At 60.7% G+C, this 21,126-nt stretch carries 17 protein-coding genes; 12 read left to right on the forward strand and 5 right to left on the reverse strand.

The window, feature by feature from the left end; translation table 11 throughout:
• Positions 1-3: 3 nt before the first annotated feature.
• Complete coding sequence (locus ABDK11_RS10680; RefSeq protein WP_346840195.1) at positions 4-717, reverse strand: winged helix-turn-helix domain-containing protein; 714 nt, start codon at positions 715-717, stop codon at positions 4-6.
• A 108-nt stretch (positions 718-825) separates the two neighbouring features.
• Between ABDK11_RS10680 and ABDK11_RS10685 the strand changes: the two genes are divergently transcribed.
• The 3 genes from ABDK11_RS10685 to ABDK11_RS10695 all read left to right on the forward strand — a co-directional run bounded on the left by ABDK11_RS10685 (position 826) and on the right by ABDK11_RS10695 (position 2,211).
• Positions 826-1,164 carry an NIPSNAP family protein gene (locus ABDK11_RS10685; RefSeq protein ID WP_346836491.1) on the forward strand — a complete coding sequence of 113 codons (339 nt, stop codon included), beginning with the start codon at positions 826-828 and terminating at the stop codon, positions 1,162-1,164.
• On the forward strand, positions 1,161-1,481 hold the full coding sequence (locus ABDK11_RS10690) for an antibiotic biosynthesis monooxygenase (RefSeq protein WP_346836492.1): 321 nt from the start codon (positions 1,161-1,163) through the stop codon (positions 1,479-1,481). The genes ABDK11_RS10685 and ABDK11_RS10690 overlap by 4 nt, the downstream gene beginning before the upstream one ends.
• 64 nt (positions 1,482-1,545) lie before the next feature.
• Positions 1,546-2,211: a DUF6058 family natural product biosynthesis protein gene (locus tag ABDK11_RS10695; protein ID WP_346836493.1), complete on the forward strand. Its 666-nt coding sequence runs from the start codon at positions 1,546-1,548 to the stop codon at positions 2,209-2,211.
• Positions 2,212-2,279: 68 nt separating this feature from the next.
• Here ABDK11_RS10695 and nfuA read toward each other — a convergent pair whose 3' ends face one another.
• Positions 2,280-2,882, reverse strand: coding sequence for a Fe-S biogenesis protein NfuA (nfuA, locus tag ABDK11_RS10700; protein ID WP_346836494.1), 603 nt, complete (start codon positions 2,880-2,882; stop codon positions 2,280-2,282).
• A 266-nt stretch (positions 2,883-3,148) separates the two neighbouring features.
• On the opposite strand from nfuA, the gene metH reads away from it, so the two are divergent.
• The 5 genes from metH to asnS all read left to right on the forward strand — a co-directional run bounded on the left by metH (position 3,149) and on the right by asnS (position 11,435).
• The gene (metH, locus tag ABDK11_RS10705; RefSeq protein ID WP_346836495.1) at positions 3,149-6,862 is read left to right on the forward strand and encodes a methionine synthase; all 3,714 of its coding nucleotides are present in this window, start codon (positions 3,149-3,151) and stop codon (positions 6,860-6,862) included.
• Positions 6,863-6,877: 15 nt separating this feature from the next.
• Positions 6,878-7,099, forward strand: a complete 222-nt coding sequence (locus tag ABDK11_RS10710; RefSeq protein WP_346836496.1) for a DUF2970 domain-containing protein — start codon at positions 6,878-6,880, stop codon at positions 7,097-7,099.
• 563 nt (positions 7,100-7,662) lie between these two features.
• Positions 7,663-9,324, forward strand: coding sequence for a nitrite/sulfite reductase (locus ABDK11_RS10715; protein ID WP_346836497.1), 1,662 nt, complete (start codon positions 7,663-7,665; stop codon positions 9,322-9,324).
• Entirely contained in the window at positions 9,308-9,862 is a 555-nt protein-coding gene (locus tag ABDK11_RS10720) for a DUF934 domain-containing protein (protein WP_346836498.1), read from the forward strand. Before ABDK11_RS10715 ends, ABDK11_RS10720 begins: the two co-directional genes overlap by 17 nt.
• Positions 9,863-10,034: 172 nt before the next feature.
• A complete protein-coding gene (gene asnS / locus ABDK11_RS10725; RefSeq protein WP_346836499.1) occupies positions 10,035-11,435 on the forward strand; it encodes an asparagine--tRNA ligase in 1,401 nt (466 codons plus the stop codon).
• A gap of 66 nt (positions 11,436-11,501) precedes the next feature.
• On the opposite strand, the gene ABDK11_RS10730 is transcribed toward asnS, so the two are convergent.
• On the reverse strand, positions 11,502-13,982 hold the full coding sequence (locus tag ABDK11_RS10730) for a hypothetical protein (protein ID WP_346836500.1): 2,481 nt from the start codon (positions 13,980-13,982) through the stop codon (positions 11,502-11,504).
• Between the two features lie 299 nt (positions 13,983-14,281).
• Positions 14,282-15,505 (reverse strand): CaiB/BaiF CoA-transferase family protein, encoded by a 1,224-nt coding sequence (locus ABDK11_RS10735; RefSeq protein ID WP_346836501.1) that lies wholly within the window; start codon positions 15,503-15,505, stop codon positions 14,282-14,284.
• Between the two features lie 164 nt (positions 15,506-15,669).
• On the opposite strand from ABDK11_RS10735, the gene ABDK11_RS10740 reads away from it, so the two are divergent.
• Positions 15,670-15,987 carry a DUF962 domain-containing protein gene (locus ABDK11_RS10740; RefSeq protein ID WP_346836502.1) on the forward strand — a complete coding sequence of 106 codons (318 nt, stop codon included), beginning with the start codon at positions 15,670-15,672 and terminating at the stop codon, positions 15,985-15,987.
• A 31-nt stretch (positions 15,988-16,018) separates the two neighbouring features.
• Here the strand turns inward: ABDK11_RS10740 and ABDK11_RS10745 are convergent, their stop codons facing one another.
• On the reverse strand, positions 16,019-17,422 hold the full coding sequence (locus ABDK11_RS10745; RefSeq protein WP_346836503.1) for a TyrR/PhhR family helix-turn-helix DNA-binding protein: 1,404 nt from the start codon (positions 17,420-17,422) through the stop codon (positions 16,019-16,021).
• Between the two features lie 240 nt (positions 17,423-17,662).
• Between ABDK11_RS10745 and phhA the strand changes: the two genes are divergently transcribed.
• The 3 genes from phhA (at position 17,663) to ABDK11_RS10760 (ending at position 21,051) form a co-directional block, all read left to right on the forward strand.
• A complete protein-coding gene (gene phhA, locus ABDK11_RS10750; RefSeq protein WP_346836504.1) occupies positions 17,663-18,478 on the forward strand; it encodes a phenylalanine 4-monooxygenase in 816 nt (271 codons plus the stop codon).
• A 333-nt stretch (positions 18,479-18,811) separates the two neighbouring features.
• On the forward strand, positions 18,812-19,282 hold the full coding sequence (locus tag ABDK11_RS10755) for an Lrp/AsnC family transcriptional regulator (protein WP_346836505.1): 471 nt from the start codon (positions 18,812-18,814) through the stop codon (positions 19,280-19,282).
• A 143-nt stretch (positions 19,283-19,425) separates the two neighbouring features.
• Positions 19,426-21,051, forward strand: a complete 1,626-nt coding sequence (locus tag ABDK11_RS10760; RefSeq protein ID WP_346836506.1) for an aminotransferase class V-fold PLP-dependent enzyme — start codon at positions 19,426-19,428, stop codon at positions 21,049-21,051.
• Positions 21,052-21,126 lie beyond the last annotated feature (75 nt).

Here is a 21,126-nt window from a genome sequence, read left to right on the forward strand (position 1 = left end):
CGTCTAACGACCGCGAAAATCGAACGCGGCGTAGCAACCAGCTAGCCCATATTTCCCTGCAAACTTGGCGAAGCCGCCCGTACTGAACAGGATTGCTCTCGAGACCGGGTCCCTGGATGCCCACCTCCGAGCCAGGGTATCTTCGAGAATCCACTGCCCGATTCTGCCGGCTAGGTGATTGCGCCTCTCGCTCCAATCGAGGCACGATTTGCACAACGGACGCCGCCCACCATTGAACTCATCCAATGGCATGCCCTGAGAGAGAAAGAAGGTCCTGCCTGTCGCTGTCAGCAGCGTCTCGCTGCCATTGTCGACAAGATACTTACCCGCCACCAACGCATCGTAGAGCGCGACACCGACTTCACCGGCGAGGTGGTCGTAACAGACCCGCGCTCTGCGGAGATTCGGATCGCCGGGCCCCGTGGTTATCTTGAGCGGTGCCATCTGTGTACTGAGGTTCAACATCATTTCCAGCAATTCGGCAACCTCCGCACCCTGTAACTGAAAATATTTGTGCCGCCCCTGCTTCCTGGCCATCACCAAGCCACTATCGACAAGCTTACCCAAATGGCTGCTCGCCGTTTGCGGCGTGATGCCTGCTTCCAGAGCTAGCTCGGTGGCCGTCAGGGCCTTACCGCCCATCAGGGCGATCAGCATATGGGCGCGGGCAGGATCACCGATCAGGCTCGCCACACCGGCAATATTTGGTTCCAGCATTTTCACGCAGATCCTATTCAGCTGACCAATTCGTCAATTCGATAGACATCGAAGCATGACTCTTGAGAAAAACTAGAATGCGTCAAAGCATCACCGGAAACAACTGCAATGAGCGTTACCGTTTTTATTGAGTACAAACTCGATCTATTCAAGCTCACCCAGTTTGAGCAGCATGCAAACCGCTGGGGTGAGATCATTCCCATCTGTGGCGGGGATCTGCTTGGATATCTCCTGCCACACGAAGGCAGCAATAAACTTGCCTTTGGGCTGATTACATTTGACAGTCTGGGAGACTATGAACGCTACCGCCGCAGACTCAGGAAGGACCAACAGGGCGACGACAACTTCCAGTTCGCACATACCCACAAGTTCATTCTCGAAGAGAAGCGCTCGTTTCTCACCGTCGTTTCGGGCACTTACAAACAGCCGCCGAGGTCATTGCGATGATTGCTGTTATTTTTGAGGTGGAACCTGTCGAGGGAGAGAGAGATTCCTATCTCGCGATGGCCGGCGCACTGAAACGGGAACTGGAGCAGGTAGACGGTTTTCTGTCGATCGAACGATTTCAGAGCGTCGCCGATCCACGCCGAATGCTATCGCTGTCTTTCTGGAGGGATGAAACCGCGATAGAAACCTGGAGAAGGCATCCGCCGCACCGCCAGGCCCAACGGCGGGGCAAGGAGGAACTGTTTACGCACTACAGATTACGTGTCGCCGATGTGAAGCGCGATTACAGCCTGCGCGACCGGGACACAGGCACCTAACGATCTGCCGTAACCCACCGAACTCATTTGCCCCGCCCGCACTAACCATACGAAGGAGAGCATCTTGTTACAGGACTATCTCAACCAACATTACATCACCCGCAAAGAATTGTTGGCCCGACTCGATATCACACCCCTTGAGCTGGATAGTGCTATCGCAGCAGGAATGCTGCCCGCCTGTTCCTACCGGGTACAGGATGGCAGCGTCACTACGGCCGTATTCGGACGGCATCCCGCACCGGATTGCAGCGATGGGGAGTATTTTACGCCCGCGGCAACGACCTGGTATCGCAACAGCCTGCACCTGCTCGGTGATTCAGCAAAAAAAGAGTCGACCGCGGCGCAGCTGCTAATGCAGGACTTTATCGATAGCTATATCAAATCTGCGCAGACACACCCGATGTTCAGAAGTGCCTTTGCCAACCTCCTCACTGAGCCGCAGGCACTGGAGCAGATGGCGACGGATACCTGGGGAAACCACTGCCAGGGGACATACGGAGTCTGTGTGATCGCGCCCGATTCAGTAGAACAAATACAGACCAAGCAGGCCGCAGTTCAACGGTTGATCGATTTCACGGACGATGCGAGGAAGACCAGCTATAGCGCGGCGGAGAGAATCGAGCTGAGAAAGCTGATCCAGAGCTACAACACTGTGGCCATGCCGTTTTCACCTGCGGATTATCCATTTTCCAGCCGCAAACGGCTGGTGGATGACCTGGTCGTGCCCTGACCGACGGAAAAATAAAAAGGGCGAACCTGCGGGTTCGCCCTTCTGGGATCACTGGCAGATGGCGGTGATCAGTAATAAGCCTGCGACTTATCACTGTGGTCGGTGACGTCCTTCACCCCGGCCAGTTCCGGCACCTTCTCTTTCAGGGTTTTCTCCACGCCCTCTTTCAGGGTCATGTCCACCATGCCGCAGCCCTGGCAACCACCGCCGAATTTCAGCACCGCGTAGTGATCGTCGGTAACCTCCACCAGGCTCACCTGGCCGCCATGGGCGGCGAGGCCCGGGTTGACCTCGTTGTAGAGCACATAGTTGATGCGGTCTTCAATCGGGCTGTCGTCGGTGATCTTGGGCATGCGCGAATTGGGCGCGCGGATGGTGAGCTGGCCGCCCATCTTGTCCGCGCCGAAATCGACCCGCGCCTCGTCCAGGTAGGGTACCGAGCGGCCCTCGAAATAGGCCTTGAGGCCGTCCATCTCCACCAGCACATCGCCCTCCTGCTCCTCGCCGGGGCGGCAGTAGGCGATACAGGTCTCTGCATTGGGCGTGCCCGGGTTGGACACGAACATGCGGATGGCGATGCCCTCGCATTCCTGCTTGGCGAGCAGGTCGCGCAGGTACTCGCGGGCGGAGTCAGTGATGGTGACGTTCAGTTCGGAAGACTGCTGTGACATATTGCTTCTCAAATAACCGAGTTCCTTTGTCGGGTATTTTACTCTGACTGGGCCATAAGTTAAACCGCTGCGAACCGTGCTGTTGCGCCCGCGCCGCAGATACGCAACAGCTTAGACAGATTAAGTCAGCTTTTAGGTCTATTTTGCATAAGGCGAGCCCTGTCGCGGCGCGCGATCACAGCCCAACATGGCGGGCCCGGGAATGGTAAGATAGCCGCCCTTTTTAACCCGCTAACCGACCAGATCCGGCTTAAGGAAACGCCTCTATGTCCCAGCAGTCCCGCAGCGAACGCCTCCAGCAGCTTCACGCCGCGCTCCAGCAGCGCATCCTGATTCTGGACGGCGCCATGGGCACCATGATCCAGCGGGAAAAACTGGACGAGAGCCAATATCGCGGCGCGCGTTTCGCGGACTTCGACCGCGACGTCAAGGGCAACAACGACCTGCTGAGCCTGACCCAGCCGGATCTGATCGAACGCCTGCACCGGGAGTATCTCGAAGCCGGTGCCGACATTATCGAAACCAACACCTTCAATGCCACGCGCCTGTCGCAGTCCGATTACGCCATGGAAGACCTGGTGCCGGAACTGAACCGCGCCGCGGCCGAAGTCGCACGCCGCGCCGCCGATGCGCTGGCCACGCCGGACAAGCCGCGCTGGGTAGCGGGCGTGATCGGGCCGACCTCGCGCACCGCCAGCATCTCCCCGGACGTTAACGATCCGGGCGCGCGCAACGTGACCTTCCAACAGCTGGTGGACAACTACGTGGAAGCCGGCCGCGCACTGATCGAGGGCGGTTCCGACCTGATCCTGATCGAAACCATCTTCGATACGCTAAATGCCAAGGCAGCGATCTACGCGCTGCAACAGCTGTGGGACGAACTGGGCTTCGAATTGCCGATCATGATTTCCGGCACTATCACCGATGCCTCCGGCCGCACGTTATCCGGCCAGACCACCGAAGCCTTCTACTACTCCGTGGCCCACGCCAAGCCGCTGTCCGTCGGTCTCAACTGCGCCCTCGGCGCCACCGAGCTGCGCCCCTATATCGAGGCCTTGTCCGGGGTCTGTGCCGAACACGTTTCCGCACACCCCAACGCCGGCCTGCCGAACGAATTCGGCGAGTACGACGAGACGCCGGCAGAGACCGCAGCCATCGTGGCCGAGTTCGCGCAGAGCGGCTTCCTGAATATTCTCGGCGGCTGCTGCGGTACCACGCCGGAGCATATCCGCGCGATCGCCGATGCGGTGGCCGCCATCGCCCCGCGCCCGCTGCCGGAGATCAAGCCGGCCCTGCGCCTGTCGGGCCTGGAACCGTTTGTGGTCGACGAGAACTCGCTGTTCGTCAATGTCGGCGAGCGCTGCAACGTGACCGGCTCGGCACGGTTCAAACGCCTGGTCATGGAAGAGGACTACGACACCGCGCTGCAGGTGGCCGCCGCCCAGGTCGAGGACGGCGCCCAGGTGATCGACTTCAATATGGACGAGGCGATGCTGGATTCCGTCGCCGCCATGCGCCGCTTCCTCAACCTCGCCGCCACCGAGCCGGACATCGCCAAGGTACCGTTTATGGTGGACTCCTCCAAGTGGGAGGTGATCGAGGCCGGTCTGCAGTGCATCCAGGGCAAGCCGATCGTCAACTCCATCAGCCTGAAAGAAGGCGAGCAGGACTTTATCGACAAGGCGCGCCTGTGTCTGCGCTACGGCGCCGCGGTGGTGGTGATGGCCTTCGACGAGGACGGCCAGGCGGACACCCTCGAACGCAAGACCGAGATCTGCAAGCGCAGCTACGACGTGCTGGTCAACAAAGTCGGCTTCGCCCCCAACGACATCGTCTTCGATCCGAACATCTTCGCCGTCGCCACCGGCATCGAGGAGCACAACAATTACGCGGTGGATTTCATCGAGGCCGCAGCCTGGATTCGCCAGAACCTGCCCGGCGCCAATGTGTCCGGCGGCGTATCCAATGTGTCCTTCTCCTTCCGCGGCAACAACCCGGTGCGCGAGGCGATCCATTCGGTGTTCCTGTTCCACGCGATCAAGGCGGGCCTGAACATGGGCATCGTCAACGCGGGCATGCTCGAGGTCTACGACGAGCTGCCGCAGGCATTGCGCGACAAGGTCGAGGACGTGATCCTGAACCGCAACCCGGACGCCACCGAAGCGCTGCTGGATATTGCCGAGCAATACCGCGGCGACGGCAGCACCCAGGCGCGCAAGGAAGACCTGTCCTGGCGTGAGCTGCCGGTTAACAAGCGTCTGGCGCACGCGCTGGTCAAGGGCATCAACAACTATATCGTCGAGGATACCGAGGCCGCCCGCGCCGTGTCCAAGCGCCCGCTGGACGTGATCGAGGGGCCACTGATGGACGGCATGAACGTGGTCGGCGACCTGTTCGGCGCCGGCAAGATGTTCCTGCCGCAGGTGGTGAAATCCGCACGGGTCATGAAACAGGCGGTGGCCTACCTGCAGCCCTATATCGAGGCGGAAAAGACCGAAGACAGCAAGACCAACGGCCGCATCCTGATGGCCACGGTCAAGGGCGACGTGCACGATATCGGCAAGAACATCGTCGGCGTGGTACTGGCCTGCAACAACTACGAAGTGATCGACCTCGGCGTGATGGTGCCGGCGGAAACCATCCTGCAGACGGCGAAAGAAAAGCAGTGCGACATCATCGGCCTGTCCGGCCTGATCACGCCGTCGCTGGATGAAATGGTGCACATGGCCGCGGAGATGGAACGCCAGGAATTCGATATCCCGCTGCTGATCGGCGGCGCGACTACCTCCAAGGCGCACACCGCGGTGAAAATCGATCCGCAGTATCACCGCAACCAGACTGTCTATGTCGCCGACGCCTCGCGCGCGGTGGGTGTGGCCAGCAGCCTGATTTCTGACGAGCTGCGCCCGGCGTTCGTCAAAGGTATCCGCGAGGAATACGATAAGGTGCGCGCGCGCACCGCCAACCGCAAGCGCAACGACAAACGCCTCAGTTACGAAGAAGCACTGCAGGCCGGCCCGCAATTCGACTGGGCCGGCTACACCGCCGCCGTGCCCAACAAGCCCGGCGTGACCGTGATCGACGACTTCCCGCTGGAACAGCTGGTAGACACTATCGACTGGACGCCCTTCTTTATCTCCTGGGATCTGGCCGGCAAATACCCGGCAATTCTCAACGACGAAGTCGTCGGCGAGGCGGCCACCGATCTGTACCAGAACGCCCAGCGGATGCTGCAACAGATCATCGACAAAAAACTGCTGCGCGCCCGCGCCGTATTCGGCCTGTGGCCGGCCAACAGCGACGGCGACGATATCGTGGTGTACAAGGATGAGCGCCGCACCGCGGAGCTGGCGCGCCTGCACCAGATGCGCCAGCAGGTACAGAAGCGCGGCGGCGACGGCCTGTGCCGCTCACTGGCCGATTTCGTCGCACCCGCAGGCACCGTCCGGTCTGACGGCTCCGGCGTGGCCGACTACGTGGGCGGCTTCGCCGTCACCGCCGGCATCGGCGCCGACGAACTGGCAGCGGAGTACGAGGCCAAGCACGACGACTATAACGCGATCATGGTCAAGGCACTCGCGGACCGCCTGGCGGAATCCCTGGCCGAAACCCTGCACCAGCAGGTACGCAAACAGTTCTGGGGCTACGCGCCCGACGAAACCCTCTCCAACGAGGAACTGATCAAGGAAGCCTACCGCGGTATCCGCCCGGCGCCCGGCTATCCGGCCTGCCCGGATCATTCTGAGAAAAGCACCCTGTTCAAACTGCTCGACGCGGAGCAAAATGCAGGAATGAGCCTGACCGAACACTTTGCCATGCTGCCGGCGGCGTCCGTCAGCGGCTGGTACTTCGCCCACCCCGAGGCCAAGTACTTCAATGTGGGCAAGATCGGTCGCGACCAGCTCGCCGACCTGGCACAGCGCAAGGGTATGAGTGAACAGGAGCTGGAACGCTGGCTGCGCCCCAACCTCGAGGACTGAGTACAGGACCAAGCAATGCGTGACGACAACCATAAAAAAGACAAACCGTCCTTCGGCCAGGTGGTGCTCAGCACCCTGGCCGCCGCGATCGGCGTGCAGAGCAGTAAAAACCGCGAGCGGGATTTCAAGGGCGGCAATATCAAGACCTATATCGCCGCCGGCATTATCTTTACCACGCTATTTGTGATTACCCTGGTCGTCGTGGTTAAGACCGTGCTGAACAACCTCGGCCAGTAAGCCCCCGTCACTCCGCGCGCGCACAGAGTGCGCCGCGCCCACCAGAAACACCGCCCCTAATCGTTTCCGCGTTCAGTGCGCACACTGTATGCAGCTGGGGAATTGCTCTCAGCGGGATATTAAGAAGTAGGCGGGAGGGCTGGCCCGGGACCACTCTGCTCCGGGCGAAATACGGGGTTGGTCAGTGGGAAGCCACCCAGAAAATACAGGTGCCGACAAAGATAGCCACCAGGGCCACCGCCGCGATGGCATCCACCGCATTGTCACTATCATTAGATACAACTACTTCTTCACTCATCGAAAGACTCCGATTGCTGATTATTGTTATTCAGGGTAGCTGCACCGTCCGCAAACGGTCAGTCAAGTAGAGCAAATACCCTTCCGTAGCGCAACCGGAGCCGGCTGTGGCAGGCCTCGCGGCTTATAACCGTTTGTTACCTGTCTAGCAAAAAATATTGTTATTTTTTGCATAAGGCCGCTGGTATGTTATGCGCCATCGGAGTCTGGCCGGGGCCGCCCCGCACGCCGCTCCCAGCGCAAAAGAGCTATGGAATCAAGCTGTTATGTATCGATATGACGACCGGGACCGCACTATTATCGGCGAGCGCGTGACCCAGTTTCGCGGCCAGACCGAACGCTATCTGGCCGGCGAGTTGAGCGAGGAGCAATTCCTCCCCCTGCGGCTGCAGAATGGCCTCTATATCCAGCGACTGGCACCGATGCTGCGCATCGCCGTGCCCTACGGCCTGCTGAACAGCGCGCAGATCCGCCGCCTGGCCCGTATCAGCCGCGACTACGACAAGGGCTACGCGCATTTCACCACGCGCCAGAACCTGCAGTTCAACTGGCCACAGCTGGAGGAAGTGCCGGATATCCTCGCCGAACTGGCCGAGGTGGAGATGCACGCGGTACAGACCAGCGGCAACTGCATCCGCAACACCACTTCCGACCCCTATGCCGGCGTGGCCCGCGACGAGATCGTGGATCCGCGCCCCTACTGCGAGCTGATCCGCCAGTGGTCCACCTTCCACCCGGAGTTCGCCTTCCTGCCACGCAAGTTCAAAATCGCCGTCAACGGTGCCACCACCGACCGCGCCGCCATTCGCGTGCACGATATCGGCGTACAGATTGTCGAGCGCGACGGCGAGATCGGCTTCCAGGTACTCGTCGGCGGCGGCCAGGGCCGCACACCGGTAATCGCCGAGTTGATCCGCGATTTCCTGCCGGAACGCGACCTGCTGTCCTATCTCGAGGCGATCGTGCGCATCTACAACCAGTTGGGCCGCCGCGACAACAAGTACAAGGCGCGCATCAAGATTCTGGTCAAGGCCATGGGCGCCGAAGAATTTGCCCGCCTGGTGGAAGCGGAATGGGAAAAGATCAAAGACGGTGCCGAACAGCTGACGCCTGAGGCACTGGCCTGGGCCAAGTCGTTCTTTACCGAACCGGCCTACAACGCCTTCGACGGCGCCGCCAGTGACACCGCGCTGGAACAGCAGGCCGCAGAGGACAAAGCCTTCTCCCGCTGGCTGGAGCGCAATACCTTCCGCCACCGCGTACCCGGCTACCGCGCGGTGCGGCTGTCCACCAAGCCCACCGGGGTGCCGCCCGGTGACGTCACCGACCGCCAGATGGAGGCCATTGCCGATCTGGCCGACGCCTTCAGCTTCGGCGAGGCGCGCGTCACCCACGACCAGAATGTGGTGCTGGCGGATGTGCAGCAGGACAAACTCTACGAGGTTTGGCAAACGGCGCGCGCACACGGCTTCGCCACGCCGAATATCGGCACCCTCACTGATATGATCTGCTGCCCCGGCGGCGACTACTGCTCACTGGCCAACGCCAAGTCGATTCCGATAGCGGAGGCGATCCAGCGCCGCTTCGACGATATGGATTACCTCTACGACCTGGGCGACCTGAACCTGAATATCTCCGGTTGCATGAATGCCTGTGGCCACCACCACGTGGGCCATATCGGCATTCTGGGCGTGGACAAGAAGGGCGAGGAGTTCTACCAGGTGCAACTGGGTGGCAGCTCCTCCGAGCAGGCCAGCCTGGCCAAAGTGCTCGGTCCAAGCTTCTCGCGCGCCGAAGTCACCGACGTGATCGGCAAGATCCTCGATCTCTATGTGGCCGAACGCCACCCGGATGAGCTGTTTATCGACACCTACAACCGCATCGGCCTGCAGCCCTTCAAGGAGACCGTTTATGCCAAAGCCAGCTAAACCCGGGCCGCAGCCGGCCAATCCGGCCGAACTGATTGTCGATGGCAGCGTGACAGCCAATGAGTGGCGACTGCTGCCACAGTGCGACGACAACAGCGAGATTACCGCCGACAACCTGGCGCCCGGCAAGGTGATACTGCCGCTCGGTATCTGGCAGGCGCTGCGCGGCGATCTCGAAGGCCGCAGATCTGAGATCGGTGTGTGGCTCGACAGCGACGAGAGCGCCGAACAGCTCGACGATGCCGCTGCCAAGCTCCCGCTGGTGGCCGTGCACTTCCCCGCCTTTGCCGACGGTCGCGGCTTCACCGCAGGCCGCCTGCTGCGCGAACGCTACGGCTTCAGCGGCGAGCTGCGTGCGGTGGGCGCCTTCATGCGCGACCAGCTCACCTACCTGCGCCGCTGCGGCTTCAATGCTTTCGCCTACGAGGGTGAACAGCCCCTGCCCGGCCTGCTGGATTCACTGCGCGACTTCAGCGACAGCTACCAGGCCGATGTGGAACAGACGCAGCCGCTGTTCCGCCGCCGCGGCCTGGCCTGACCCCCCACTTGCCGCCACCGCCATCCCGCGCTGCCGGGGTGGCGTTACTTGCCATTGCCCGCCGCAGGGCTGGATTTCCCGCCGCCAAAACGTCAATATGCCCGCGACATTCAACCGAGCGCGATGTGGCTATTTTTTACCCAGATCGCACAAGTTCAGGTAAGCGAGAACAATGCAAGTCGAATCCGTAGATTCCCTTTTGAAATCCAGCGGCCGCGAGGGCAGCGAAGCCCGCATCCAGGGCTGGATCAGAACCCGCCGCGACTCCAAGGCCGGCCTGTCCTTCCTCGCCGTACATGACGGCAGCTGCTTCGACCCCATCCAGGTGGTGGTCGAAGCCGACCTGCACAATTACGAATCCGAGGTCCTGCGCCTGACCACCGGCTGCGCCGTGGATATCACCGGCACCCTGAAGGCCTCCGAGGGCAAGGGCCAGGCCATCGAGCTGCTGGCCAGCGAAGTGCAGGTGGTGGGCTGGGTAGAAGACCCGGATACCTACCCGATGTCGCCCAAGCGCCACACTATGGAACACCTGCGCGAACACGCCCACCTGCGCGTGCGTACCAACGTGGGTGGCGCCGTGGCGCGAGTGCGCAACTGCATCGCCCAGGCCCTGCACCGCTTCTTCCACGAGAACGGTTTCAACTGGATCCATACGCCGATCCTGACCGCGTCCGACTGCGAAGGCGCCGGCGAAATGTTCCGCGTCAGCACTCTGGACCTGGAGAACCTGCCGCGCACCGACAAGGGCGAGATCGATTTCGGCCGGGACTTCTTCGGTGAGGAAAGCTTCCTCACCGTGTCCGGCCAGCTGAATGTGGAGAGCTACTGCCTGGCCCTGTCCAAGGTCTACACCTTTGGCCCCACCTTCCGCGCGGAGAATTCCAACACCACCCGCCACCTGGCGGAGTTCTGGATGGTGGAACCGGAAATCGCCTTCGCCGATCTGGCCGACACCGCCGACCTGTCCGAGAAGATGCTGAAATATGTCTTCAAGGCGGTACTCGAAGAGCGCGCCGACGATATGGCCTTCTTCGCCCAGCGCATCGACAAGGAAGCTATCTCGCGCCTGGAAAACATCATCGACAACGACTTCGCGCGCATCAACTACTCGGATGCGATCGAAATCCTGGAGAAGTGTAAAGAGAAGTTCGAGTTCCCGGTTTCCTGGGGCATCGACCTCGCCTCCGAGCACGAGCGTTACCTGGCCGAGAAGCACTTCAAGAAGCCGGTCATCGTCATGAACTACCCGAAGGACATCAAGGCCTTCTATATGCGCATGAACGACGACGGCAAGACCGTGGCGGCGATGGACGTCCTGGCCCCGGGTATCGGCGAGATCATCGGCGGCTCCCAGCGCGAAGAGCGTCTGGAGAAGCTCGATGAGCGCATGGACGAAATGAACATTCCCAAGGAACACCTCGACTGGTACCGCGACCTGCGTCGCTACGGCACCGTGCCGCACGCCGGCTTCGGCCTCGGCTTCGACCGCATCGTGTCCTACGTCACCGGCATGGGCAACATCCGCGACGTGATTCCATTCCCGCGCACGCCGAAGAATATCGCCTTCTAAACCAAAAGCCCCGCAAATGCGGGGCTTTTTCGATATAGCTTGTCGATAAAAAAGGGGCCAGGCGCCCTAACCACTCACATCAGCCGCATAAACCTGCGGATACACGAATCCATCGACGTCGCCTGACCGGGTCACAATGATAATTTGCGAACCCGTCGTGAAAATACGGTATGCGTATTGCTCGCCCTGGTCTGCCGTGCGCAATGTCATACTATCAAGTTTCTCTCCAGTCGATGAATAACGGGAAACTGTGCCCTGCTCCCTGTCCAGGAAGTAGAGTTCACCATTCGCCCACTGGGCGCTTCCAGCATTGAAGGCCAGGTCTGGCACGGCGACGATATTGCGCGCCTGATCCATGACACCATAACGCGTCAGCGCCAGCTGCCCGTCACCGGACACCACGGGCAGTGGCTCTCCGCTTACACAGGGATCTGACGCCGGACCCCCTACGCCGATATCGACAAAAACGCCATCACTATCGACATAGAAACCACTATCACAAAATGGCGCTACATCGTGCGGTCGAAAATTGCTTGGATCATCCGCATATTGGACAGGTTCTGCGTATTCATCCATAAGGCTACCGTCCGCCGCCAGACTGAAAAACTTTTGATCGATACCACCCATTCGATTTACCGCGAATACGGGCCCCTGCGGCGATTCATCTTTTAACTGCATGCCAGATATCCAATAAGCGCTGATGTCGTAGTCATCCCCATCAAAAAACAACTTCTCATCAAAACCTGCAGATAGGTCTACACGAGACACATACGAATATTGGCGAAAAACGTAGACGGCATGATCGCTTGTTGAATAGTGCAAATTCCCTGAGATTTGCTCACGAGAGGGGAAGTCATAGCCCACTGGGTTAAAGGAAACAGCAGGTAAAAAACTCTGATCAACCGAGTCCCACCGATAGACCGGATCTTCAAATGGTGACCAGAAATACACGACACCATTTTTGTCGACAAAAACAGAGGTTTTATTGAGCGTCCTAAAGGAACAGACATCGCCAGTCATGTCATCAATGGCACTGCAAACCCAATCCAGCGGTTGGGCATCCTCGACATCGGCAACACCATCACCGTCATCGTCAACATCCTGGTTGTTGCCTACGCCGTCCCCGTCGGTATCTACACTTTCACTCTTATCCCGCGGAAATGCATCCGCGCCGTCGTCGACGCCATCGCCATCGTCATCGCTATCCCTGTAATCAAACTCTCCATCACCATCCAGGTCGCTGTAAACGGGGATCTCGACAAGCAGCGGCTCAGACAAGTCGACACCAAACGCATTTTTCGCCCGAATTTCGAACGTGTACTTTACAATTTCCCCCGGCGTAGCAGACTCGAGAGAGAAGTAGCCAGCGTGAAGCTGGGAGAGGCTATAGCTAACATCGGCGTGACCAGTGAGATCAATCCGCTCGCTGTCGAGAGAGGAATCCGGAACCAGCTCAACCTTCTTGAGATCGGCCTCGAATTGCAACAGGTTCCCACCCGGATCGCGAAAAAAGGAAACCGTATCGAACAAGGTGACGCCGTCAGATATTGGTTCCGCATCCTCATAGATAAAGATTTTGCTGCGCACCTCTGGAACCGACGACACCAATTGATGCAGGGGCGTTTGAGCGTATTCGTCTGGCACTGCGACGAACAGGCGATTGTCAAAAGCGAGATCGCCATCATCATCAAAGGCAAAAACCAGTCCATCCGGCTCGATCGACAGCTGCGCCCATGCCGGCGTGCTACCGGAGAGCCGCAACCCCGAACCAGCGTCCACCAAACCCACCCGGGAAACGCCCCACCCTTCATACTCCACGAGGCCGGAGACATGAGTTAACGACGCATAAAAATCATTCCCGGCCGCAGTATCTTGCGAATCCACCTGAAACTCGACCGAGTTTGCCCGGATGACTCCACGATTTTGGTCCTCCATCATCAAATCGAGCGTCAAACTTAGCGGATAGCCCAAATCCCGCGAAACAGTCATGTCAACGGAACCGTCAACCTGCAATGATTCCGCACCGCCGATGACACTGTACTCGTTATAGGCAACCAGGATTCTGACAGTATTCCCCGGCATCTCCTGCCAGGTTACCCGCTGTGCGCCATCAAGGGTTACGCCCCCATCAACGCAGTTGCTGAATCGGAAAGCCAGTACTGCATTTTCAGCAGAGGACTCTACTTTTACGCTGCCTCCGCCCGCGCAAGCCTGCTCGTCTGACTCATCCTGAAGCGCATCACCACCCCAGAGCGCCGGGTCCTGATACTGGTCAAAACTTTGCTGGGCAAAATAATAGAATTCGTAAAGTGCGCTTAACAGCGCCGGAGCGCTATCCAGTGATAGCGGAGTTTCGGTTGCATCAATTGCAACACGCCCTTTCAGATCAGATAACGTAGCGCCAAATAAATCGCTGCCAGCATTAACCGTATTCGGCGGAGGGGAATCGGTACTGCCCGAGCTCTCACTGCCACCACCACCGCCGCCACACGCAGACAGTAATAGTGAGAAACCAATCGCAAACCAGAACTTGATGTAGTTGCTCATATATCCCTTATTATTTTTGAAATATTTTTATTTCTTAGCCTGGCTATCACAACCACTACACCAGCACTTTATTGCTCACACCCCAAAAAACGTTTAACCCCACCAGCGTTCTAACACGCGCCAACCATAGTTGGTGCCTGGCAACCCGGGAATGCCCCCAAAACCATCTTGCTTGCAAACCACACTGAAAACCCAGGATACCAGATGCTAAGCCAGGGGCGCACAGGCGCCCTATCCGCAGGAAAATCCCGCACTCACGTTAAAACATCGACAAAGCGCTACTTGGTTAAACTTGGTGTTTAGATAACACCCTCGGCTTTGAGTCGCACCAGGTCTTCTTCCCCTTTGTGCAACAGTTTCTGCAATACCTCTGCGGTGTGCTCCCCCAACATCGGCGGCCCCTGCTCATACTCCAGTGCTGTGTCGGAAAACACCACCGGATTGCGCACCGTTTTCACCTTGCCTGCCTGCGGATGCGGCTGTTCGACCACCATGCCGCGCGCCTGCACCTGCGGATCGGCGAAGACCTGATCCAGTGTGTTGATCGGGCCACAGGGTACGTGGGCGTCGCTGAGCTTTTCCAGCCACCAGGCAGACGGCTGCTCGCGGGTAGCAGCCTCCACCAGCGGTACCAGTTGTTCGCGCGCGAGTACGCGCGCGGCGTTGGTGGCGTAGGCGGGGTTTTCCGCCAGCTCGCCGACACCGGCGATCGCGCAGAACCGCTTGAACTGGTCGTCGTTACCGATCGCCAACATGAAGTAGCCATCGGCGGACGGCACTGCCTGATAGGGCACGATATTCGGGTGGCCGGTACCCTGGCGCTCCGGGCTCTTGCCGGACTGCAGGAAATTCTGTGCCTGGTTGGCAAGCCAGGCCACCTGGGTGTCCAGCAGTGCCAGGTCGATATGCTGGCCGGTACCGGTTTCGTTGCGGTGCACGATGGCGGCGAGCACCGCGGAAACCGCGTACATTCCGGTCATCAGGTCCGCCACCGCCACCCCGACTTTCTGCGGGCCGGCACCGGGCTGCCCCTCCGGTATGCCGGTGATGCTCATCAGCCCGCCCATGCCCTGGATCATGGCATCGTAGCCGGCGCGGTTTTTATACGGGCCTGTCTGGCCGAAACCGGTAATCGAGCAGTAGACGATTCCGGGATTCACCGCTTTGATGCTGGCATAATCCAGGCCATATTTTTCCAGGCCGCCGACCTTGTAGTTTTCCAGCACGATGTCGCACTTTGCCGCCAGCTCGCGGATCAGCGCCTGTCCCTCCGCGGTGGTGATATCCACGGTGATGGACTTCTTGCCGCGATTGGCACTGAGGTAATAAGCGGCGTCGGTGGTATCGGCGCCGTCGCGATCTTTCAGGTAGGGAGGGCCCCAGTGGCGGGTATCGTCGCCGCGCTCGGGGCGTTCCACCTTGATGACTTCAGCGCCGAAATCGGCGAACACCTGGCCGGCCCAGGGGCCCGCCAGGATGCGGCTCAGATCGAGCACTTTGAGATGCGAGAGTGGACCGGCCATAACTTCCTCTTCAATGACGCCACTGAAACAGCTCCCGGCACCGGCCGGGAGCGGCAAAAAACCCGCGCAGACTAACAGATTGGGGCCTGCCGCGACCATCTTGGAGCGGCCGGCATTTCACCGTAAACTGCCGCCAAGTGATGAGAATAACAAGGAACCGCGCCATGGCTGCCGGCGAACCGAAAACCTTCAACCGCTTCAGCGACTTCTATCCCTTCTACCTGCAGGAACACCGCAATCTCACCTGCCGCCGCCTGCACTTTGTCGGCACCGGCCTGGTCATCGCGCTGGTGTTGATCGCACTGTTCAGCGGCAACTACCGCTGGTTGGCCGCGGTGCCGCTGGCCGGTTACGGCTTTGCCTGGGTGGGCCACTTTTTCTTCGAGCACAACCGCCCGGCCACATTCAAAAACCCCCTGTACAGCCTCTGGGGCGACTTCGTGATGTTCAAGGATATGCTGCTCGGACGCATCGAGCGCTGAAGCCCCCCTCCTTGGCCCTCCCTGGCGCGCGTCAGGGTGCGGTTGTCGTGAGGCCGTGCCTGCGCAACTTGTTCGCCACCGCGGTATGGGAAATACCCAGCCGTTTGGCCAACTCGCGCGTCGAGTGGCATTCCGCCAGCAACTCCTGCAGCAGCGCGCGCTCGACCCGCGCCATGATCTGCCGATAATCCAGCCCGCGACTCCACGCCTGCCACGGCGGCAGGGCCCGCGCGTCGAGTTCCGGCAGATCGAGCGGCTCGATCGATTCGCTGCCGCGGCGCCGGCAGCGCTGCCTCGCGGCCAACAGGTAATCCCGCAAGCCGGCGAAATTGTCCGGCCAGTCGTGGCGCTCCATTTGCGCCAGCGCGTCCGCCGCCAGCGCCGGCGCCGCGCTGTCGCCGCACTCGCTGCGCAGCAGCGCGCCGGCGAAGCGCCCCAGCGCCGGGCGCATGGCGCGCAGCGGCGGCAGGTTCAGTACCAGAGTGGAAAACACCTGCAGCAGTGCCGGCACCAGGGACGCGCGCTGCGCCGCCGTGGCCACGGCGCGCAAGCCCGGCGGCAGCGACTGCAACGCCACTGCCAGCGCGCGCTGGGCACCGTCGTCCAGGCACTGCAGATCTTCGATCACCAGGGTGCCGCGCTGCGGCCAGTGCGCCGGCAACGAGAGTTCACTCCCGTCGCCGGTGGGCTGCAAGCGATAGCAGTCGCCCCCCGCCGCCAGTGGCGACAGGTAGTGCACCGCGGCGGCAAAGGTACTCTTGCCGCTGCCCTGCTCGCCACGAATCAGCAGCGGCGCGCCGAACGCCGCCATCTCCTGCAGCTGCAGGCAGCTCTCGCGGCGCAGGTCGAAATCCCACAGCGCCGCCACTGGTGGCGGCTCACTGAGGCTGCCGGCCACTTCACGGGGCTCCAGGGTCAACACCGCACCGGCCAGAGATTCCACGGCACCGGCGCCCTCCGCGGCCGACGCGGGAACCTCCGCCAGCGCAATCGGCGACCACTCCAGCTGGTAGCTGCGGCCGCGCACTTCGACCGGCATGCCATAGCGCGGCACGGCGAAATCCCGCAACAGCTCCGCCACCTGCAGTAGCGGCAGAAAACGCTGCAGCTGCAGGCCCGGCACGCGATCGAGATTGACGCCGAACGCGCGCGCAGCCGCCAGGTTGGCCGCCACCACGCGGCCCTCGCGATCCACCGACAGCACCGGCGATGCGACGTGGCGCAGCAGGATATCCAGCTCAAAGTGGCGCCGCTCCGACGGTATCAATGCGATGCGTCGCACGCGGCGCACGCCCGGCACCCGCGCCAGAGATTTCTCGATCGCCTGGTACTGGGTGGTCAACATCGACGGCGCAGACAGGTAGACCTTGTCCCCGCTATCGCCACCCAGCTCGCCGGACGTCACGTTGATCCGAAAATCTGCAAATATCTGCATAATTTCATGCAAGATACCCACACGATTATCGCAAGTAATCTCTACCCTCACCGGCCACCTGTAAACTTTTATTTACAAAAAGTGTAGCTCGGGCGCCGCTGCGGCAGCAAGAGTGCCGTCATTAACCTCCCCAGCAACGCCGGCGCCGCCTAAAAATAGAGGCAAGCGATAACAACAAATGCCAGCAGGCGCCAGGCCCAGTGGCCGCGCCGGTACAGGCGACTACGCCCGGAGAGCACCATGCAAGAAAAGACTGCCAAAAGCGCCAAGAAGCCCAGCAAGTATGTGGCCCGCGAGCCCGACGCGCAGGGCTTCATTCACTACAGCGAGCAGGAGCACCAGACCTGGCAGCACCTGATCGAGCGCCAGCTGCAGGTGGTGCCCGGACGCGCCTGTGACGAATACCTGCACGGCCTGGAACTGCTCGACCTGCCCCGTGACCGCATCCCGCAACTGGCCGAAATCAGCGACGTGCTGCGTCGCGAAACCGGCTGGGAAGTCGCGCGCGTTCCAGCGCTGATCGGCTTCGAGACTTTCTTCGGCCTGCTCGCCGATCGCAAGTTTCCGGTGGCCACCTTTATCCGCACCCCCGAGGAGTTCGACTACCTGCAGGAACCGGATATCTTTCACGAGATCTTCGGTCACTGCGCCATGCTGACCAACCCGGCATTTGCCAACTTCACGCAGAAGTATGGCGAGCTCGGGCTCAAAGCCTCGCCCAAGGAGCGCGCCTATCTCGCCCGCCTCTACTGGTTTACGGTGGAGTTCGGCCTGCTGCAGACCGATGACGGCCTGCGCATCTACGGCGGCGGCATCCTGTCCTCACCGAAGGAAACCCTGTACGCACTGGGCAGCGAACCGGCCCGCTATGACTTCGACGCGCTCGACGCGCTGCGCACCCCCTATCGCATCGATATCGTGCAGCCGATCTACTATGTGCTGCAGGACCTGCAGCAACTGCAGGAACTGACCGAAATCGATCTGATGGCGCAGGTGCACAAGGCCATCGAGCTGGGCCTGTTCGAGCCGCGCTTCCCACCCAAAGACGCCGCCTGATAGCGTCGGCCCGCCAACGGCGGGCTCCCTCCCCGGGCGACCATCCGCGTCGCCCCGGCAGGTTGCTGAAAAAAGATTCTCAACCGCCTGCCTTCCAGAGCACCACCCCTATCGCCGGAGAAAATTCCACTACCGACGCCAACTTTGGGAGCCTATCGTTACAGTGGCATGCGGAGTGTGAGCCCAAGCATCCCGCTCGGGTCCATCGGCGGCAGGTCTCTCTCGGACCGCGCCAATCCGCAAAAAATGGCCGGGGTATTTTGTTGCCAACGATGGCACCGGAAAGCCACCGTGAGAGACTTATTCCGGCAAAATTGGGAGCTTTGTAGAATCATGTCCTCACTAGACGCAATTGATCGACAACTTCTTGCCATTCTACAGTCAGATGTTAGCCTCTCCATCGAAGAGCTCGCCGAGCGCGTGGGACTGACGAAAACGCCCTGCTGGCGCCGGGTGCAGAAACTCGAGAAAAGCGGCATCATCCGTCGCAAGGTGGCGCTGCTCAATGCGGAAATCCTGGGGCTCCCGGTTTCGGTGTTTGCCCAGGTAAAGACCGATCAGCACACCGCGGAATGGGCCGAAACCTTTGCCCGGCAGATGGCGGATATGCCAGAGGTGGTGGATTGTTACCGCATGGCCGGAGACTACGACTACCTGCTGCGCGTCGTGGTCAGCGATATCGGCGCTTACGACCGCTTCTATAAAGAACTGATCCGCCATGTCGGTATCAGCGATATTGTTTCGAACTTCGCCATGGAGCAGATCAAGAGCACTACGGAGCTGCCGATCCCCAGCGGCGAATAACGCGCACAGGACGCACAGGGAAATTTACCGCAGCAGCGGTCGTTTCCCGCAATGACGCCAATTGGCGATTGCGGGAAACGACCGCTTCTGCGTTGTATAGGCGAAAACACAATAACAACCAGATGTAGAGACTTGAGGTAAACATGACCTGTAACGAATCCCTGCTCACGCAAATTCGCACCAGTGTGATCGGCGAACGCATGGCACTGGCCACTCCCTTCGGTACCCGGCCACTGGTCTATGCCGACTACACCGCCTCCGGCCGCGGACTGACCTTTATCGAAGACAGCATTCGCGATCAGGTGCTGCCCTGGTACGCCAACACCCACACCGAAACTTCCGCTACCGGCCGCCAGACCACCGCGTTCCGCGAACAGGCGCGCGCCGCCATTCGCCGTTCGGTCAACGCTGGCGACGATCACGCGGTAATTTTCTGTGGCGCCGGTGCCACCGCCGCCATCAACCGCCTGGTCGACAGCCTCGGCCTGCGCGCTGCACATTTCGAGCGCTTCGGCGCCGACCCGGCAAAGCTGCCGCAGGACCAGCGGCCGGTCGTCTTTATCGGCCCCTACGAACACCATTCCAACGACCTGCCCTGGCGCGAGTCTATTGCGGACGTGGTGACAATTCCGCAAAACGACGCCGGCGGTGTCGACCTGCAGGCGCTGGAAGAGGCGCTGGAACTCTACAGCCAGCGCCCACTGAAAATCGGCAGCTTCTCCGCCGCCTCCAATGTCACCGGCATTCGCACCGATGTGGATGCGGTCACCGCCCAGCTGCACCGCCACGGCGCGCTGTCGTTCTGGGATTACGCCGCGGCAGCGCCCTATGTGGCCATTGATGTCAACGGCGATGGCGACAGCACCCGCAAGGACGCGCTGTTTATCTCCCCGCACAAATTTGTCGGCGGTCCGGGCACGCCGGGGATCCTGATTGTGCGAAAGTCCCTGCTGCCCAAAGAGCAACCGGCAGTGCCCGGCGGCGGTACCGTGTCCTGGGTGGGACCGGACAAACACACCTACCTGCCCGCGGGCGAACGCCGCGAGGAGGCCGGCACGCCGGCCATCGTTGAATCGGTGCGCGCCGGACTGGTGTTCGCGCTGAAGGATCGCGTCGGCGCCGAGACCATCGAGAGACGCGAGACACAGTGGCTCGAGCGTGCCTTTGCGCGCTGGCGCGACAACGCCAATATCGAGATTCTGGGCGGTACCGAATTGCCGCGGGTCAGCATTGTCTCCATGCACATCCTCAGGGAAGGCAAACCCCTGCACCACGGCTTTGTCGTCGCGCTGCTGAACGACCTGTTCGGTATTCAGGTGCGCGGCGGCTGCTCCTGCGCCGGGCCCTACGGCCACTCACTACTGCACCTGACGCCGGAGTTGAGCGAAGCGCTGGAACAGGTGGTTAGCGAGGGCGAGAGCCTGTTGAAGCCGGGCTGGGTGCGCCTGAATTTCAACTATTTCCTCGACGAGGAAACCGTCGACTACCTGATTGAGGCGATGGAGATCATCGCCGAACACGGTTACCGGCTGCTGCCCTATTACCAGTACGACGCCCCGGCTGGCGTGTGGCGCTACCAGGGCCAGAGCGGGGACGCTGTACTGCCGCTGTCACTGGATGCCAACTCAGGCGCACCACGCACCGTCGACACGCCGCTGGCAAGGTTCCTCGAACAGGCGCGCGAGATACTGGAACAGCCCAGTGGCGAGTTCTGCGCGCAACCGATTCTGTCACCGCAGGCGGAGAACCTGCGCTGGTTTAATCTGTAACGCGCATTTGCACGTGATACGCGTGTAGACCACCAGGCAACGCTGCGCCATCGGCCGCAGGGGTGAACCAATGGG

The sequence above is a fragment of the Microbulbifer sp. SAOS-129_SWC genome (genome assembly GCF_039696035.1).
GTDB lineage: Bacteria > Pseudomonadota > Gammaproteobacteria > Pseudomonadales > Cellvibrionaceae > Microbulbifer.

Coding starts and splice junctions, on each gene's coding strand:
- nfuA (WP_346836494.1), bottom strand. CDS start 2,882: ATGTCACAGCAGTCTTCCGAACTGAACGTCACCATCACTGACTCCGCC.
- ABDK11_RS10710 (WP_346836496.1), top strand. CDS start 6,878: ATGCGTGACGACAACCATAAAAAAGACAAACCGTCCTTCGGCCAGGTG.
- ABDK11_RS10730 (WP_346836500.1), bottom strand. CDS start 13,982: ATGAGCAACTACATCAAGTTCTGGTTTGCGATTGGTTTCTCACTATTA.
- ABDK11_RS10760 (WP_346836506.1), top strand. CDS start 19,426: ATGACCTGTAACGAATCCCTGCTCACGCAAATTCGCACCAGTGTGATC.
- ABDK11_RS10715 (WP_346836497.1), top strand. CDS start 7,663: ATGTATCGATATGACGACCGGGACCGCACTATTATCGGCGAGCGCGTG.
- phhA (WP_346836504.1), top strand. CDS start 17,663: ATGCAAGAAAAGACTGCCAAAAGCGCCAAGAAGCCCAGCAAGTATGTG.
- ABDK11_RS10690 (WP_346836492.1), top strand. CDS start 1,161: ATGATTGCTGTTATTTTTGAGGTGGAACCTGTCGAGGGAGAGAGAGAT.
- ABDK11_RS10685 (WP_346836491.1), top strand. CDS start 826: ATGAGCGTTACCGTTTTTATTGAGTACAAACTCGATCTATTCAAGCTC.
- ABDK11_RS10680 (WP_346840195.1), bottom strand. CDS start 717: ATGCTGGAACCAAATATTGCCGGTGTGGCGAGCCTGATCGGTGATCCT.
- ABDK11_RS10740 (WP_346836502.1), top strand. CDS start 15,670: ATGGCTGCCGGCGAACCGAAAACCTTCAACCGCTTCAGCGACTTCTAT.
- ABDK11_RS10735 (WP_346836501.1), bottom strand. CDS start 15,505: ATGGCCGGTCCACTCTCGCATCTCAAAGTGCTCGATCTGAGCCGCATC.
- ABDK11_RS10745 (WP_346836503.1), bottom strand. CDS start 17,422: ATGCAGATATTTGCAGATTTTCGGATCAACGTGACGTCCGGCGAGCTG.
- ABDK11_RS10720 (WP_346836498.1), top strand. CDS start 9,308: ATGCCAAAGCCAGCTAAACCCGGGCCGCAGCCGGCCAATCCGGCCGAA.
- asnS (WP_346836499.1), top strand. CDS start 10,035: ATGCAAGTCGAATCCGTAGATTCCCTTTTGAAATCCAGCGGCCGCGAG.
- metH (WP_346836495.1), top strand. CDS start 3,149: ATGTCCCAGCAGTCCCGCAGCGAACGCCTCCAGCAGCTTCACGCCGCG.
- ABDK11_RS10755 (WP_346836505.1), top strand. CDS start 18,812: ATGTCCTCACTAGACGCAATTGATCGACAACTTCTTGCCATTCTACAG.